This is a genomic window from Comamonas odontotermitis (assembly GCF_014207855.1).
Classification (GTDB): domain Bacteria; phylum Pseudomonadota; class Gammaproteobacteria; order Burkholderiales; family Burkholderiaceae_C; genus Comamonas; species Comamonas odontotermitis_A.
In genome coordinates this window covers 49,306-64,683 of the sequence record NZ_JACHKZ010000008.1, presented here as the reverse complement: position 1 = coordinate 64,683, position 15,378 = coordinate 49,306, and the positions used below count along the sequence as shown (strand labels likewise).

14 protein-coding genes are annotated in these 15,378 nt (G+C 63.0%); 9 read left to right on the top strand and 5 right to left on the bottom strand.

Annotation, left to right across the window (positions count from 1 at the left end):
- The first annotated feature begins 265 nt into the window (after positions 1–265).
- The gene (locus HNP33_RS08435) at positions 266–1,108 is read left to right on the top strand and encodes an META and DUF4377 domain-containing protein (protein ID WP_184707298.1); all 843 of its coding nucleotides are present in this window, start codon (positions 266–268) and stop codon (positions 1,106–1,108) included.
- Positions 1,109–1,485: 377 nt separating this feature from the next.
- Positions 1,486–2,766: an MFS transporter gene (locus HNP33_RS08430; RefSeq protein WP_233464443.1), complete on the top strand. Its 1,281-nt coding sequence runs from the start codon at positions 1,486–1,488 to the stop codon at positions 2,764–2,766.
- Between the two features lie 20 nt (positions 2,767–2,786).
- On the opposite strand, the gene HNP33_RS08425 is transcribed toward HNP33_RS08430, so the two are convergent.
- Positions 2,787–3,701, bottom strand: coding sequence for an MBL fold metallo-hydrolase (locus HNP33_RS08425; protein ID WP_184707294.1), 915 nt, complete (start codon positions 3,699–3,701; stop codon positions 2,787–2,789).
- A gap of 90 nt (positions 3,702–3,791) precedes the next feature.
- Here HNP33_RS08425 and HNP33_RS08420 point away from each other — a divergent pair, with 90 nt between their 5' ends.
- The 4 genes from HNP33_RS08420 to HNP33_RS08405 are packed head-to-tail and all read left to right on the top strand — an operon-like array spanning position 3,792 to position 5,875.
- Positions 3,792–4,115, top strand: a complete 324-nt coding sequence (locus HNP33_RS08420) for an ArsR/SmtB family transcription factor (protein ID WP_184707292.1) — start codon at positions 3,792–3,794, stop codon at positions 4,113–4,115.
- A gap of 37 nt (positions 4,116–4,152) precedes the next feature.
- Entirely contained in the window at positions 4,153–4,581 is a 429-nt protein-coding gene (locus tag HNP33_RS08415) for a YeeE/YedE family protein (protein ID WP_184707290.1), read from the top strand.
- A 10-nt stretch (positions 4,582–4,591) separates the two neighbouring features.
- Positions 4,592–5,026, top strand: a complete 435-nt coding sequence (locus HNP33_RS08410; RefSeq protein ID WP_184707288.1) for a DUF6691 family protein — start codon at positions 4,592–4,594, stop codon at positions 5,024–5,026.
- 54 nt (positions 5,027–5,080) lie between these two features.
- Complete coding sequence (locus HNP33_RS08405) at positions 5,081–5,875, top strand: pseudouridine synthase (RefSeq protein WP_184707286.1); 795 nt, start codon at positions 5,081–5,083, stop codon at positions 5,873–5,875.
- 47 nt (positions 5,876–5,922) lie between these two features.
- Here the strand turns inward: HNP33_RS08405 and HNP33_RS08400 are convergent, their stop codons facing one another.
- Together HNP33_RS08400 and HNP33_RS08395 are read right to left on the bottom strand one after the other, a co-directional pair.
- Complete coding sequence (locus tag HNP33_RS08400; protein ID WP_184707284.1) at positions 5,923–7,440, bottom strand: hypothetical protein; 1,518 nt, start codon at positions 7,438–7,440, stop codon at positions 5,923–5,925.
- 33 nt (positions 7,441–7,473) lie between these two features.
- Positions 7,474–9,102: a hypothetical protein gene (locus HNP33_RS08395; protein ID WP_184707282.1), complete on the bottom strand. Its 1,629-nt coding sequence runs from the start codon at positions 9,100–9,102 to the stop codon at positions 7,474–7,476.
- Between the two features lie 295 nt (positions 9,103–9,397).
- Here HNP33_RS08395 and HNP33_RS08390 point away from each other — a divergent pair, with 295 nt between their 5' ends.
- The 3 genes from HNP33_RS08390 to HNP33_RS08380 all read left to right on the top strand — a co-directional run bounded on the left by HNP33_RS08390 (position 9,398) and on the right by HNP33_RS08380 (position 12,823).
- Positions 9,398–10,594, top strand: a complete 1,197-nt coding sequence (locus HNP33_RS08390) for a M20 aminoacylase family protein (protein WP_184707281.1) — start codon at positions 9,398–9,400, stop codon at positions 10,592–10,594.
- Between the two features lie 24 nt (positions 10,595–10,618).
- A complete protein-coding gene (locus HNP33_RS08385) occupies positions 10,619–11,611 on the top strand; it encodes a Bug family tripartite tricarboxylate transporter substrate binding protein (RefSeq protein ID WP_184707278.1) in 993 nt (330 codons plus the stop codon).
- A gap of 201 nt (positions 11,612–11,812) precedes the next feature.
- Entirely contained in the window at positions 11,813–12,823 is a 1,011-nt protein-coding gene (locus tag HNP33_RS08380; protein WP_184707276.1) for a TraB/GumN family protein, read from the top strand.
- 142 nt (positions 12,824–12,965) lie between these two features.
- Here HNP33_RS08380 and HNP33_RS08375 read toward each other — a convergent pair whose 3' ends face one another.
- Entirely contained in the window at positions 12,966–14,948 is a 1,983-nt protein-coding gene (locus tag HNP33_RS08375) for an AAA family ATPase (protein WP_184707274.1), read from the bottom strand.
- A 91-nt stretch (positions 14,949–15,039) separates the two neighbouring features.
- Complete coding sequence (locus HNP33_RS08370; RefSeq protein ID WP_184707272.1) at positions 15,040–15,285, bottom strand: hypothetical protein; 246 nt, start codon at positions 15,283–15,285, stop codon at positions 15,040–15,042.
- Positions 15,286–15,378 lie beyond the last annotated feature (93 nt).

The window sequence follows — 15,378 nt, the reverse complement described above, 5'->3', positions numbered from 1 at the left end:
GCGATGGTGTGGGCAAGCCTGGGGACAAGCGCGCAAGCCATTGTTTTATTAAAACTATTAATCACTGCTCATCTTTTGTGCAGTGTTTGTGCAGTGCTGCTTCGCAGCATTGCCTCGCACGCAGGCAACCAAAACGGATAACAGCCTACAGCCTGCGCACATGCGCATCCTCTAGGATGGCGCACACTTGCTGAACGTGTATGCGTTCCAACCACCGGTTGGCAGCCCCTATCGGCTACCATCCCATTTCAGAAAGGATTCCACCATGACACGCTGGCCACTCGCCGCTTTTGCTTCCGCCGCCCTGCTTGGCATCTCTGCCTGCAGCAGCACGGGCTCGGCCGACCCATCCACCAGCACGCCTGGCGCCGCCTCCACCGCTCCCAGCATGAACACCTCTGCACTCAACAAAACCCTGCAGGCCTACCACTGGGATCTGGAAAGCGCCCAGGACCAATCCGGCCGCGCCCTGCCCAGTTTCACCGCCCTGGCTCCCAAGACTGCCGTGCGCTTGAACTTTTCTGCAGGCAGCCAGCCTGGCCAGCAACTGGTCTCCACCAAGATCTGCAACAACCTGGGCGGCAGCTACCAGCTCGATGGCGACAAGATCTCGATCGGCAATATGATCTCGACCCAGATGGCGTGCGCCGATAACCGTGTGATGCAGCTGGAGCAAGCCGTTGGCGCCCAGCTGCCGCGCGCGCAGAGCGTACGCATTGCGCAGGATGCCAACCCGCAGAGCATGGTGCTCACCTTCAGTGATGGCAGCCGCTGGAATCTGAAGGCCGTGCCGACCAATGCCACCAAGTACGGCAATGCGGGCGAGACCATCTTCCTGGAAGTGGGCCCCCAGACCAAGCCATGCAGCGCGGGCGTGATGCGAACGCAGTGCCTGCAGGTGCGCGAAGTGCGCTATGACGGCGCTGGCCGCAAGACCACGACTGGCGAGTGGGGCAATTTCTACGGCAACATCGAGGGCTACCAGCACGAGCCGGGCATTCGCAATGTGCTGCGCGTCAAGCGCTACACGGTACAGAACCCGCCTGCCGATGCCTCGCGCTACGCCTACGTGCTGGACATGACGGTCGAATCCGAACGCACCAAGTAAGCGCCACGCGCCACGCCTCGTTCAACCCCGGCTCGCCGGGGTTTTTTGTTGCCGGGAGCTGCCCCACGCATGCGGCCAGGCAGAGCCCGCTCTTGCCAGCGGCCTTTGTGCGAAAGACGGTCTTGCAACAGTCGCAGTTATTCCCAACCTGCGGGGATGCCTCTGTGCATAAGCTTGGCAAAAGCGAGCAAGACATTTGATCTGCAAGCACATTTTCACCATGCCCAGTTTTTGGGCAATACGCTGTTGCACGCTTGCGAAGCCCAGGTCTTATATAAGAGTTGAGCTGCCATGGCAGAATGGCGCCATAACCACCAACAACACCGCAATCCCTTCGATTGCACTGCATGCGGCATGGCCGCCTGCCCTTGCCATCCATGCCCGCTCCATCCAGCTCTGCCCACCCCCCACTGCTGCGCGACCAGCACAGCGGCTTTCTGACCTTTCTGGTGGCCCGCGTGTTTGCCGTTGGCGCCACGCAGATCCAGGCCGTGGTGGTGGCCTGGCAGGTGTACGACCTCACGCGCAACCCGATGGCCTTGGCCTTTGTGGGCCTTGCTCAGTTCATTCCCATGCTGGTGCTGCTGCTGCCAGCAGGCGAGCTGATTGACCGGCTGCCGCGCAAGAAGGTGCTGGCGGCCAGCTGGGCGATCGGGGGCGTGTGCAGCGCGCTGCTGCTGTGGCTGTCAAGCCATGGGCATGCGGGGGTGGCCGGAATCTATGCCGTGCTGGTGCTGTATGGCGCCACGCGGGCATTTTCCGGCCCGGCCTTGCAAAGCCTGTTGCCACAACTGGTGCCGCAGGCGCTGCTGCCCAAGGCCATCGCAACCAACAGCGTGGTCATGCGGTGTGCAGCCATCGGCGCGCCCATGCTGGGCGGCTTTCTGTATGCCGCAGGCGGCGCAGCGTGGACCTATGGCACGTGCCTGCTGGCGTTTGCGCTCGGCACCGTGATGCTGCTGCGCGTGCAGGTGCTGTATGCCACGCCGCGGGCCAAGGACGGGGTGGATGCGCCCGCCGACACCATCTGGCAGCGCTTTGGCACCGGTATCCGCTTTATCTTCGGCAGGCCGATGGTGCTGGGCACGATTTCACTCGATCTGTTTGCCGTGCTGCTGGGCGGGGTGGTGGCGCTGCTGCCCATCTACGCGCATGAAGTGCTGCACACCGGCCCCGAGGGCCTGGGCCTGCTGCGCAGCGCCATGGCCATGGGCGAAGTCTGCGCGGGCCTGTACCTGAGCAACCGCCCCTTCGGCACGCATGTGGGCAAACGCATGATGCTGGCTGTTGCCGTATTCGGCATCGCCAACCTGGTGTTCTCGCTGTCGCACTGGCTGTGGCTGTCTTGCATCGCGCTCGCAGTGGCTGGTGCCGCCGATATGGTGAGCGTGTACGTGCGCGGCGCACTGCTGCAATTTGCCACGCCCGATGGCATGCGGGGCCGTGTCAACGCGGTCAACATGTTGTTCATCGGTTCATCCAATGAATTGGGCGAGTTCCGCGCAGGCAGCAGTGCCGCCCTGCTGGGGGCCGTACCTGCTGCCGTGGCGGGCGGGCTGTGCACGCTGGCCGTAGTGGGGTTGTGGAGCCGGCTTTTCCCCAGCCTGTGGAATGTGAACCGCTTTGAAGACGCGCAGCACCAGTCTGCGGGCCGATAAGACAGCCGCAGTTACAGCGGCTACAGCGCATTCACCGGGAGCTTGAGAAAGCGCCGGCCCTGCGCATCAGCGTCGGGCAGCCTGCCTGCACGGATATTGACCTGTACCGATGGCAGCATCAACTGCGGCATGGCAAGGGTTGCATCGCGTGCCTGGCGCATTGCAACAAACGCGGCCTCATCGATGCCATCGTGCACATGGACGTTGTGCGCACGCTGCTCGGCCACCGTGCTGCGCCATGCGGGTGCACGGCCTGCAGGTGGGTAGTCGTGGCAGACATACAGCGCGGTGTGCGACGCATGGGCCAGCAGTTTGCGGATGGACCGGTAGAGCTGGTGCGCATCGCCACCTGGAAAGTCGCAGCGCGCCGTTCCCACATCGGGCATGAACAGGGTGTCGCCGACAAAAATGGCGCTAACACCACTGCCGCTTCCATCATCTACCGCATAGGCAAGGTCTGCCGGCGTGTGCCCCGGCACGCTCAAGGCCCGAATGCCAATGGCGCCCAGCTGCAGCACGTCGCCATCGGCCAGCAGCCTGTCAAAGTCTCGCCCTTGTGGTGCGATGGAATCGTCCATTGCATAGATACCGCCAAACACCTTCTGCACGGCGGTGATCTGCTGGCCAATCACGACAGGGGCCGCCGTGCGGACCGTGCCAGCAGGCACCTGCGTACGCAGCCATTGGGCAGCCGAGAGGTGATCGGCATGCGCATGCGTCTCCAGCACCCAGCGCAGATCCAGCTGCTGCGCTTGCAGGTAATCAACGATGCGCTGGGCCGATACCGTGCTGGTGCGGCCACTCTTGGCATCAAAGTCCCACACCGGATCAATCACCGCCGCCTCCCGGCTCGCACCATCGTGCAGTACATAGCTGACGGTACCCGTCACCTCGTCAAAGAACGCCCGTACGCCAAATGCAGTTGGTGAAGTCATGGTTAAAAATATATTCAAATAAAACAATATATATTTCAATATAATGAAAATCACACATATCCGCAAGCCCATAACACAAGCCATCTGCCGATGACTGATAGCCCCACCGCTCCTCTGCCCCCCGAAGCCATGCGCCACGCCGCGCAGCAGGCCGTTGCCGCCCTCAAGGTGCTCGCCAACGAGGACCGGTTGCTGCTGCTGTGCCACCTGAGCCAGGGCGAGTGCTGCGTCAGCGATATGGAGTCACATCTGGGCATCCTGCAGCCCACCTTGTCGCAACAGTTGGCCGTGCTGCGGCGCGAGAAGGCCGTCACCACGCGGCGCGAAGGCAAGAACATCTACTACCAGGTGGCCGACGCGCGCCTTCTGGCACTGCTGCAGACCATGTATGCCCAGTACTGCCCCGCGCCCTGATGCGCACAGCCCCTTTATCCCCCCATGAAAGCCCTCCATGACCGTTGATTTTTCTGCGTTTACCCCAGTGGCTGCCCTGGTCGGCGGCGCCCTGATCGGCCTGGCCGCCGTGCTGCTCGTGCTGTTCAACGGCCGTATCGCTGGCATCAGCGGTATTGTGGGCAGTTTGCTGCCACCGCGCGCGCAGGGCAGCGCATGGCAGGTAGCGTTTGTCATTGGCCTGCTGGCCGCGCCCTGGGTCTATGGCCTGTTTGCGCCCGTACCCGCCGCCGCCAGCCCGGCGAGCTGGCCAGTGCTGGTGCTTGCCGGGCTGCTGGTGGGCTTTGGCACGCGGCTGGGTTCGGGCTGTACCAGCGGGCACGGCGTGTGCGGGCTCTCCCGCCTGTCGGTACGATCGCTGGTCGCCACCCTGTGCTTCATGATCGCCGGTTTTGCCACCGTGTTTGTGGCGCGCCACGTTCTGTAAGGAGACTGTGATGACCACCATCATTGCCGCCATCGTGGGCCTGGTCTTTGGCCTGGGTCTCCTGGTATCGGGCATGGCCGACCCGCACAAGGTGCTGGGCTTTCTGGACCTGGCCGGTGCCTGGGACCCCTCGCTGGCCCTGGTGATGGGCGGGGCCATTGCCGTTGGCCTGCCCGGCTTTGCACTGGCGCGCCAACGCCAGCGCAGTCTGCTGGGCGAGCCCATGCAGTTGCCAACCAGCAAGACGCTCGACGCGCCGCTTGTCATGGGTTCGGCCCTCTTTGGCATAGGCTGGGGTCTGGCCGGTTACTGCCCCGGCCCGGCGCTGGTGGGTATCACCGCAGGCATGGAATCGGCCGCTATCTTCAGCGCTGCCATGCTCGCGGGCATGGTGCTGTTCGGGCTGTGGCGCAAGCTGCAGGAGCGCAGCGCTCGATCACTATAAAATAGATAGCTGATGGCGCTGTACCAGCATGCGCCATCGCTTTATGTGATTCAAATGTCTCTTCCCATCGACCCCGCCATCGCGCATGCACACACCGAGGGCACGCCCCTGCCCGTGCTGTGGCGCGACGAGCACCTGATTGCCATATACAAGCCAGCGGGCTGGCTGGTGCACCGCACGGGGCTGGACGCGGGCGAGACGCGTTTTATCGTGCAGACCTTGCGCGACCAGATCGGCCAGCATGTCTACCCGCTGCACCGGCTGGACAAAGGCACCTGCGGCGTATTGCTGCTGGCCCTGCACCCCGAAGCCGCGAGCCGCACCCGCACGCAGTTTGAGAATCACCAGATCCACAAGCGCTACCTGGCCCTGGTGCGCGGCTGGGCGCCGGCGCATTGTGAGGTAGACCACGCCCTGCGCCCCGACGACGCACCGGCCGACGCCCCCGCCCAAGCTGCACAGACCCGCTTTGCGAGGCTGGCCGCGCTGGAACACCCCGATGCCTATGACAGCCGCTTTGCCGGCACACGCCTGTCGCTTGTGCAGGCCGAGCCACGCACCGGGCGCCGCCACCAGATACGCCGCCACCTCAAGCACATCGCCCACCCCGTCATCGGTGATGCCACCCACGGCAAAGGCCCACTCAACCGCTGGTGGGCCGAGCGCCTGGGCCTGCAGCGGCTATGGCTGCATGCCTGGAGCATGCATCTGGTTCATCCGTACACGCAACAGGCTCTGCAACTGCACAGCGGCCTTCAATGGCCTACAGCCGGAGAATGCCCGCCTGCTGACGGCGATCACCCCAGCCTGCTGCAATGGCAGCACCTGTTGCGCCACTTTGCGGGATAGGCGCAGCCGCGCAATCTCAGCAGCCGCAAACCCAGATACTCACGTACTCAAGGCTTGATCAGCGGGCCTACGCCCGAGAGATTGCCAAACCTGTCCCGCACCCGAAAGGCAATGTTGTTATAGCCATTCATACTGCGCCCCTGGTAACTGAACGGAAAACTGAGGCGGAGAGCCCGCTCGGCATCGGCAGGCATGGTGTTGCAATCCACTACCGTATCGGTCAGCAACTGCGCAAACTCGCATTGGAAATCTCCAGCCGCATTGCTCACCACATTGCCTTTGATCACGTTCAGCGCAACAACGAACTGCTTTTGCCCGTTATTGCTGGTAGTGAATATCCAATCGCCCATCAGGCTGGCAAGATCAGGGCGGGTTGGCTGCAGCTCAAAACGCTCGATCACGCGCAGCGGCTCCTGCGGCAGCCGAATCGAGCCTTCATTCATGTTCTTGTGGCTGTCTATGCGATCAAAACTGATGGTCGTCAACCCTGCATCGGATGCCTCGGAGGCCGATTGCCACGGCCCGCCCAGGTAGCGCCCGCCCTGGTAGGTCTTGAGTGCAATCTGCGCCTTCGAGTTGGCAAATGCACCCGAGCCCATATGAAAGGTGGCGCGGCCATCGGGCCGGTAATTGAAGATTTGCAGCAGTGCCTGGTCAAATTGCACATCGAGGCTGAAACCGCGGCCGGGCTTGCCGGTCTTTTCGTCCCGCACGATCCAGGTACCCGGCTCTGGAATGCGCTGTGCTCCATAGCCCCCCTGAAATCCCGAAAACCATATCTGATCGCCACTCGATGGCATCGTCCTCGGTGTCGAGGTGTCCAGGTAAGCGCCCGTCATCCTGCGAGCGGGCTCGCCATCGACCTCCATCAGGGCGCTCAGGTCGTACAGATGTTGCTGGTAGCTCAGTCGAGCTTTTTTGGTGGATGTCTCGGCTGGCATCTCGCCACTGCACTCCACGGTGCCATGTTCATTGGCCGGCGGGCACACAAAATACCAGTACTCCGCTGGAGTCTGCCTTTCCAAGGTCAGGCGCCCTGCGCCATAGACCTCCAGATTCCATAAACCAACAGGACGGCGCTCGGCATCGAGTTCAGCCAGCGCAAAGCGCTGCCGCCGGGAGACCGACTGGTCACCACGCGGGTTGAAGATGAAGCGGCGCATGGCATACGCAGGCTCGCCCGGCAATTGGATGCTGCCCTGCACGCCATTGGCAAATTGCAGCCGCACATTGCCCACGTTTTCGGCAAGCTCTGCATCCTGCGCCGCACCGCCCAACGCGGTTCCGCCCTTGAACTTCTGCAGCGGCAGCACCGCACTGTCTCCCTCCATCTGGCCAGAAGCCATGTAGAAGGTAGCAGCACCATCGGCCTCGTAGCCATACACCTGCAGCACCACGGTATTGCCCTGCACGTCAATCGCCAGACCGCGCCCCGGCTTGCCATCCAACTCGGCATCGATCACCCACGTGCCCGCCTGCGGCGTGAAATCACGCGCGGCCCACGCCGGAGCCATGCCCGCGGCAAGCCCCAACAGCCCCAGAATCTGTCTACGCAAACGCTTCATACAAAATCCTTGTCTTCCATGCCGCTCGCCATGTCAGCGTGTCCTGGGCAAAGCGATGCCCTCGCCAAATGCGGTGTAAAAATTGCTTGTGCGAATCAAAGGCACCTGCCCCAACAGCAGCAGCGATTTGTCACTCTGCAGCCGGTACACGGTGGCCAGGCTGCGCCCCCGGTAGCTGAGCGCAAAGCGGTATTCCAGCTCCGGATAGCTGCCCAGCCGCTTGTCCGTCACCGTGCAGCGCACATTGCCGTCGGCCGTTTGCTCGTACCAGCACTTCACTTTTTCACTGGAGTTGATATCGGGCCAGTTGTCATACCAAGTCGGCGGATGGACCCCAGGTTGCCAATTGGCCGGCGAGAGCTTGACCCGCAGCGCCATGTTGGGATCGGCCGATACCGCAGACCACTCCCCTTCCAGATACATCAACGGCTGCCTCATGGTCTCCACAAACCAATGGTTCACGCCAAACTGAAAACGATGGATGCGCTTTGCCGCTTCACCCGGAAACTGCACCCAGCCGGTGGTGGCCGTATCGAATTGCAGGCCCATTGCCTGGGGCTCGCCCATTTCCGTACCCGATGCGGCTGCGCCGCCCAGTGAGCGGCCCCCTCGGTATTGCCTGAGAGCCACGGTTGCGGCCCCCTGCTGGTACGGGCCAGTGCCCATATGGAAAGTCGGCTGCCCATCGCTGCCGTAATTGAACACCTGCACCAGCACCTGCCCGCCTTGCGGATCGATACTCAGCCCCCGGCCGGGCTGGCCGGTGCTCTCTTCGGTCACCATCCAGGTACCGCTGTCGGGAACCACGGCCCCGGCCGCACCTGCAGGCGGCGTGGCTGTGTCCAGCGGCAGGGCTTGCAATGTATTGCTGCCGCCATGCACGGTAAGCAAAGGGCCCTTGAAAGCCTCTGCTCCCCGGTTGGAACCCCGCACATCATTGGTCTCCAGCACGCCGACAAGCTCATGGAGATAGCGCTTGAGCACCACGCGGTCCAGCACCTCGCCGTCTTCCCTCAAGCGTTCGCAGACCATGGGCTGTCGCGCCTGCTCTGCCTTGCAAGGCCACTGAATGCTCAGGAACTTGTTGGCATCCGGGTCATAGCGCGGGTACCGAAAGCTGGCAGCGCCATCGCCGGTCATTTCCAGGCTGGCCACAAGCGCCGAGGCATCCGACTGCCAGGAATGGCCCAGAAAGAAAGTGGCGCGCTGCCCCGACCGGATCACCGGATTGTCAAAGTAAAGGCGCTCGATGCGCACCGGCTGCTCGCCAGGCAATGTCAAGGTCGCCGTCGTGGCGCTGTCGAAAACCACTTTGACATCGCCAGCCGTGTCCAGCTCCTGGGCATCACGTGCCTCGCTGCCAAAGTACCGGCCTCCGGCGTATCGCTTGAGAGGCGCCACAAAGGGCGTACCCACCGCCATCTGAAAATTGCCGCTGGCCATGTAGAAAGTAGGCGAGCCGTCTGCGTTGTAACCGTACAGCTGCAGCACCATCGAGCCAAACTGCACATCCAGCGCCAGGCCGCGGCCCGGTTTGCCGTCCAGCTCGCTCGACACCACCCACGTGCCGTTTTGCGGGGCATAGCTGTTTTGCGCATACGCGCACGAGGCGGCGAGCATCCACACGCTCAGACCAATGCTTCTGATCAAACTGCCCTTCATGCAAATCTCCCGCACAGCATTCAATGAATCGGTTCCAAAACCACTACAAGGTTTTATCAGAATAACAAATACTTCAATAAAGAAATTCGATCAAAATTTCAGAATCGGGTGCTGCCTGCTGCATTGGCACCCAATGGAATGCCGATGCCGTTCACCATCGTCCGCACCGATGCCGGGTGCGTCCTGCGGGTGACAATAGCGTGCCTAACCATATAAACAGAAGTAGTTTTGGCAGTCGCATAATCGGTGCAACCCCACCGGCCCGGCTGCCTTCATCGATCCGGGAGATTGAGCCATGTACCTCGACAAAGACAACGCACCCAACATCAACCAGCTCACCGCATTCCGCCGCGACCTGCACATGCATCCGGAGCTGAAGTACGAAGAAAGCCGCACGGCCGACAAGATTGCCGCCTACCTCACGGCGCTGGGCATACCCATGGCGCGAGGCCTGGGCACCACCGGCATTGTTGCCAGCATTCACGGCAAGGGGCGCGATGCCGCCAACCCGGGGCCAGCCATCGGCATCCGCGCCGACATGGACGCCCTGCCCGTGCAGGAAACCAACCAGTTCGGCCACATCAGCCAGTACGAAGGCCGCATGCATGCCTGCGGCCATGACGGCCACACCACCATGCTGCTGGGCGCGGCCGAGCTGCTCTCGCGCCAGCGCGATTTCGATGGCACCGTGCATCTGATCTTCCAGCCCGCCGAAGAAGGTGGTGCCGGGGCGCGCGCCATGATGAATGATGGGCTCTTTGCCCGGTTTCCCTGCCAGGCCGTGTTTGCGCTGCACAACTGGCCCGCACTGCCGCAGGGTGAGATGGGCGTGCGCGTCGGCCCCATCATGGCAGCGGCGCTGCGGTTCGAGATCATCGTGCGTGGCCGTGGCGGCCATGCCGCCCTGCCCCACACCACCATCGATCCCATTCCGGTGGCCTGCGCCATCGTCGGCCAGCTGCAGACCCTCATCTCGCGCGGCACCGATCCGCTGGACAGCTCGGTGCTCACCATCGGCAAGATCGAATCAGGCACGGTGGAAAACATCATCCCCGACGAAGCGCGCATCTACGGCACCTGCCGCAACCTCACCAATGCCTCGCAACAATTCCTGATCGACGGCCTGCACCGCATCAGCGGCCACATGGCAGAAGCACACTTTGCCAGCGCCGAAGTCATCATCAAACCCGGCTACCCCAACACCACCAACCACCGGAAGGAAGCGGTCTTCATGGGCGAGGTGATGCGCGAGATGGTGGGAGACACCCATGCGCACACCGATGTGCTGCCCGCGATGACCGCCGAAGACTTCGGCTTCATGCTCGAAGCCGTTCCCGGCGCCTACGGCTGGATCGGCAATGGCGCCGATGGCCAGCCCGGCGTCGGCCTGCACAACCCCGGCTACGACTTCAACGACAACAACCTCGATCTGGGCGCCCGTTTCTGGGACCGCCTGGCGCGCCGCTGGTTTGACACCCAGGCCCTGCGCTGAGCCCTTCTTCCTCACTGGATGCACATGAACTCCTCGCTCTCCCGCCGCCAATGGCTGAAAACCGGCGCGGCCCTGGCTGCCGGCCTTGCCTGCGGCAACAGCTTTGCAGACAAACCCTGGCCCGGCGGCCAGCCCATCCGCATCATCGTGCCCTTCCCGGCCGGTGGCGTGAATGACGTAGTGGCGCGCCAGTTTGCCGACCTGCTGGCACCCCTGCTGCAGACCTCCATCATCGTGGACAACAAGCCCGGCGCAGGCGGCAGCATGGGCATGGACGCGCTTGCGCGCTCGGCCCCCGATGGCCACACGCTGGCTTTTTCCGGCATCAGCACCCTCACCCTGCTGCCGCATGTGATGAAGGTGGCCTACGACCCGATGAAACAGTTCAGCGCCGTGGCCTCCACCATGTATGCGCCGGTGTACCTGCTGGCCACCAAGGCCTTCAAGGGCAACAGCGTGGCCGACGTGCTGGCTGCTGCCAAGGCCAACACCAAGGGGGTGACCATTGCCAGCTCCGGCTACGGCACGCTGGGCCACATCATGATCGAGCAGTTCGCCCGCCAGAGCGGCGCCAACCTCGTGCACGTGCCCTACAAGGGCGGCAGCCAGCTGATCACCGACGCGGCAGGCGGCCAGTTCGATCTGCTGGTGGCCAACCCCTACGCGCCCATCAACGCGCTCATCGCCGAAGGCAAGCTGCGCGTGCTGGCGGTCACCGGCCCCGAGCGCGCGGCGGCATTTGCGCAGGTGCCCACGCTCGGCGAGCTGGGCTACCAAAGCGCCAACCTCACCTCACTGTTCGGCTTTTACGCACCGGCAGGCACGCCAGCTGCCGTGGTGCAGCGCCTGAACCAGACCATCAACGCCCAACTGGCCCACTCCGAGGTGCAGGACAAACTGCGCTCACTCGACAATATTCCGCTGTCCATGAGCGCAGACCAGTTCCAGGCCCTGATCCGCAAGGAGTGGGAAGCCAACGGCAAGGTGGTGCGGGAAGCCCATATTCAGGCGCAGTAATCGCACCGCAGCCTTGGCGCAACACAGCGAATGCCCGGCATTCGCTTTTTTTTGGTTTGCGGCAACAATGCGCTCAACCACTACCGGGAGAGAGATTTGCAGGGAAAACAGCCTCTTGCGCAATACTGTAAAGCGCTATTAGCTATCAAAAATATAGCAACTTCATTTCAGACACCTGGCGTCAAGGCGGGCCTTGCGGCCTTGGCGCTGGCAGGCGGCGCTCTGCTGGCCACGCCCGGCGCGCAGGCCCGCGCCCCACAATCGGCCCCTCGCACCAACGCGGCCGCAGCGCCCCTGCAGTGCCCCCCGCCCACATTGCCAAGCCCTGCCGATTACCAGGCCGAAGCACAGCGCCCGCATCCCGACCAGGGCGTGCTGTGGGAGCTGCGCAAAGGCGAGCACACCGCATACCTGTTTGGCACCATTCACCTGGGCAAGCTGCCGTGGATCTACCCCGGCCCGCGTACCGCGCAGGCCCTGCGCACCGCCCCCGCCATTGCGCTGGAACTCAATCCGCTCGACCCACAAACCCTGCAGACCTTGATGCAGGCCATGGCACGCGACAGCGATGCGCAGCAACTGGTGATGCGCAACAACCCGCAGTTGCGCACGCGCATGGATGCCATGGCCCAGGCGCTGTGCATAGAGCGCAACAGCTGGCAAGGCATGGCCACCATCCCCAAGATACTGGCCCTCGCAGTGGCCGATGTGTCACGCGATGGCTACAACATGGCCTTTGGCATCGACCTGAACCTGGCAGCCATGGCGCAGGTCGTGGCCCGGCCCATCCTGCCGCTCGAAACTGCGCAGGAGCAGCTCGACGCCATGGGCCTGGGCGGCAAGGATCCACTGGCCAACCTTGCCACGCCCGATGACATCACCAAGGTGCTGGACGACATCCGCAGCGGCAAGAGCCGCGAGATGACCGGCGAGCTGGTACGCCACTGGCAAAGCGGCGATCTGGCGGCCCTGGAAACACTGATGCGCACCTGCAACTGCATGGACGACCTGGGCATGAAGACCGCCATGCTCGACGACCGCAACCAGCGCATGGCAGAACGCATCTCCCCCCTGGTCGCCCAGAATCCCAAGCTCTTCATCGCAGTCGGCCTGCTGCACATGGTGGGAGACAACAACCTGCTGCAGCTGCTGCAAAAAGAAGGATTCACCGTGCGCCAGCTGACCGGCAAAGGCGCCGACAGCGCGCAATGAAGCCACGTGCCTCTGCATGCAGCAGCACGAAGGCACCATGAAAAAAACCACCCGCGGTTCGCGGGTGGCTTGAAAGTAACAAAAAGACTGGTGGCCCGAGGCCTGCCGCGCGGTCTGTGCCGCGCTTGGCACCAAGATGTGCTTACGCAGCGCCCTGGGTATGTACTGCCAGCATGCTGGCATAGGGCTCCAGCACCAGCTTGGGCTCTGGCGCGTCGCCCCCTTTGGCCACTGTCAGCGCCACAGGCTGGCCCTGGGCTGCGCACAGCGCCACCATTGCGGCCGGGGTGATCAGGCCCTCGCGCATCAGCACCTCCGTCATCGACACCAGCAAGGCATTGTGCTGCACCAGCAATTGCTGGGCACGCAGCATCTGCGCCTGCAGCAGCGCTTCGATGGCGGTGTTGGTGGGCTCCACCTCGGTGTTCATGTTCTCACCGGATTCGTCCGCCACATCGGTGCGCGAGAGGCGGTCGCCAAAGCCCAGGTGGCGCAGGTAGCGGGCGGCATCAGCCGTTGCCTGGCGAATGTCCTGCTCGGCACCAGTGGTGCAAGCGGCTTCGCCAAACACATGGCGCTCGGCAGCACGGCCTGCCAGGCCCACACACACCATGTCGAGCTTGTTGCGCCGCGAGGTGGCCTGCAGCTCGGTAAAGCTGTTATAGCCGCCTTCGAACGTGGCGATGTTGATCTTGAGCTCCTGCGGCGCACGGCCAAACAGCAGCGCATACACAAGGCCATGGCCCGCTTCATGCACTGCCAGCAGTGCACGAAAATCCGCGCTGGTGCGCTGCTTGATCCGGTTCAGATCCAACGGCACGGCAAAACGCTGACTGTGCACCTGGCCGCCAGCAATTGCATGCAGCTGCATCTGCACTACCAGCTCCGCCGCATCAGGCGCCATGTGCACCTGCAGCGACTGGCCTGCCTGCGCGCCCCGCTCCAGCGCCCAGAGCGCTGCATCGACCAGCGAGCTCGACAGGATCGTGTGCACCGACGAGAACAGCGGACGCGTGCCCTGGGTGGGGAACACCGCGTTCTGGTAGATCTGCGCCAGCACATCGCTGCCGATCACAAAATGCAGGCCACAGTTGTCGGCAATGCCCTGCACGTAGTTGCGCACCGTAGCGGCAATCAGCTGCTCGTAGGTGGCGCGGCTGAACGATGGGTAGATCACATGGTGGTTGCCCAGCCGCGCGATCTGCTCAGGTTTGAAGCGCTCGGCCAGCGCGCGCTTCACATCGATCAGCGACAGCCGGCTCGTGAGCCGGTGGAAGATGTCGGCATCGGTGTCGCAGTCTTCCACACGGCTGGCAGTCTCGGTGTACATCTCGTCGAGGTTGCCGCAGACAAACACCAGGAGCTTGCTGTAGTCGGTCTCCCAGGATTGCTGCGATTCGCGGAACTTGACCAGCAGCTGGTGGATGTAGTCATTGTTCCACTGCATGATCTCGATCAGCGGCTCGGCCAGCTTGAGGCTGCGCTTGAGCGCCTGCGCGTCCCAGGCGTCGATCTTGTAGCGCAGCTTCTGCTTCTTGCGCCGCTCCTCTTCGTCATCACCGTCTTCACGCTCTGCCTCATAGTGCGCATCGGCCAGCTTGCGCTCCATGTTGTGCAGCTCCGACAGTGCAGGCGGCAGCTTGCCGTCGGACAGCAGCGCCCACACGTCCTGGTAACGCTCGACCTTGCTGTCCTCGCCCCGGCTGCTCACCGTGCGGTAGCGCTGGAACTCGTCGAGCACCAGAATACCGGGCACACCTTCGACCAGACCGGCACTCTCAAGCGTGCCGGAAATCGTTGATGCGCCATAGTTGCCGCTGTTCTGGCTGAAGCCATCCATCTGCACTTCGACAAAGCGATCGTAAAAACCCAGAAGCTGCGCCAGGCGCCTGGTCAGCTGGGTTTTGCCTGTGCCTGTGAGGCCCCACAGGCACACGATCACGGGGCGGGTAATGAGCTGCGGCATCACGTACCAGGCGCGCACGGCGCCAATGACACGGTCGATCACGTCATCAATACCGATCAATTCGGTTTTCAGCTGCGCCGCAATGGCCTGCAGGTTTTGTTGACGTTCATGCATCTGCTCGCGCAGGAGCAGCTCACTCGGGGTTCTCAGATCATTCATGTTCTTGTTCTCATCATTGGCAGGGGTACTCCATTGTTCAACCATTCGCGTACCCAAGAGGACAAAGCAATCGGATGGTTTGAAAATGGAATCAGTCGTCATGACTGCCCCTGCGTATCACCTGCTGCAACGCCATGCGGTCGGCCCGGCGCTGCGCGCCCTGGCTTCGGATGTGCTTGCCGGCGGCGCCGGACAGACGCCGCTGGGCCATGGCTTTGGCTACAGGGTTGAAAGGAGCGGCATCGGCCACGATCAGCAACGCCATTGGCTGCTTCATGCGGCGCAAGGCCTTGACCCGGCCTTCTCCATAGGCACGGGAAACGGTTTTTGCACTCATTGTGCGGTTCCTCATGGGCCGCGCCAGGCACCTGCACAGCAGGAGACCAGAAGAGGCGCGAGCCCAAACAAAAAGCCCCGGCGGGGAAGCCAG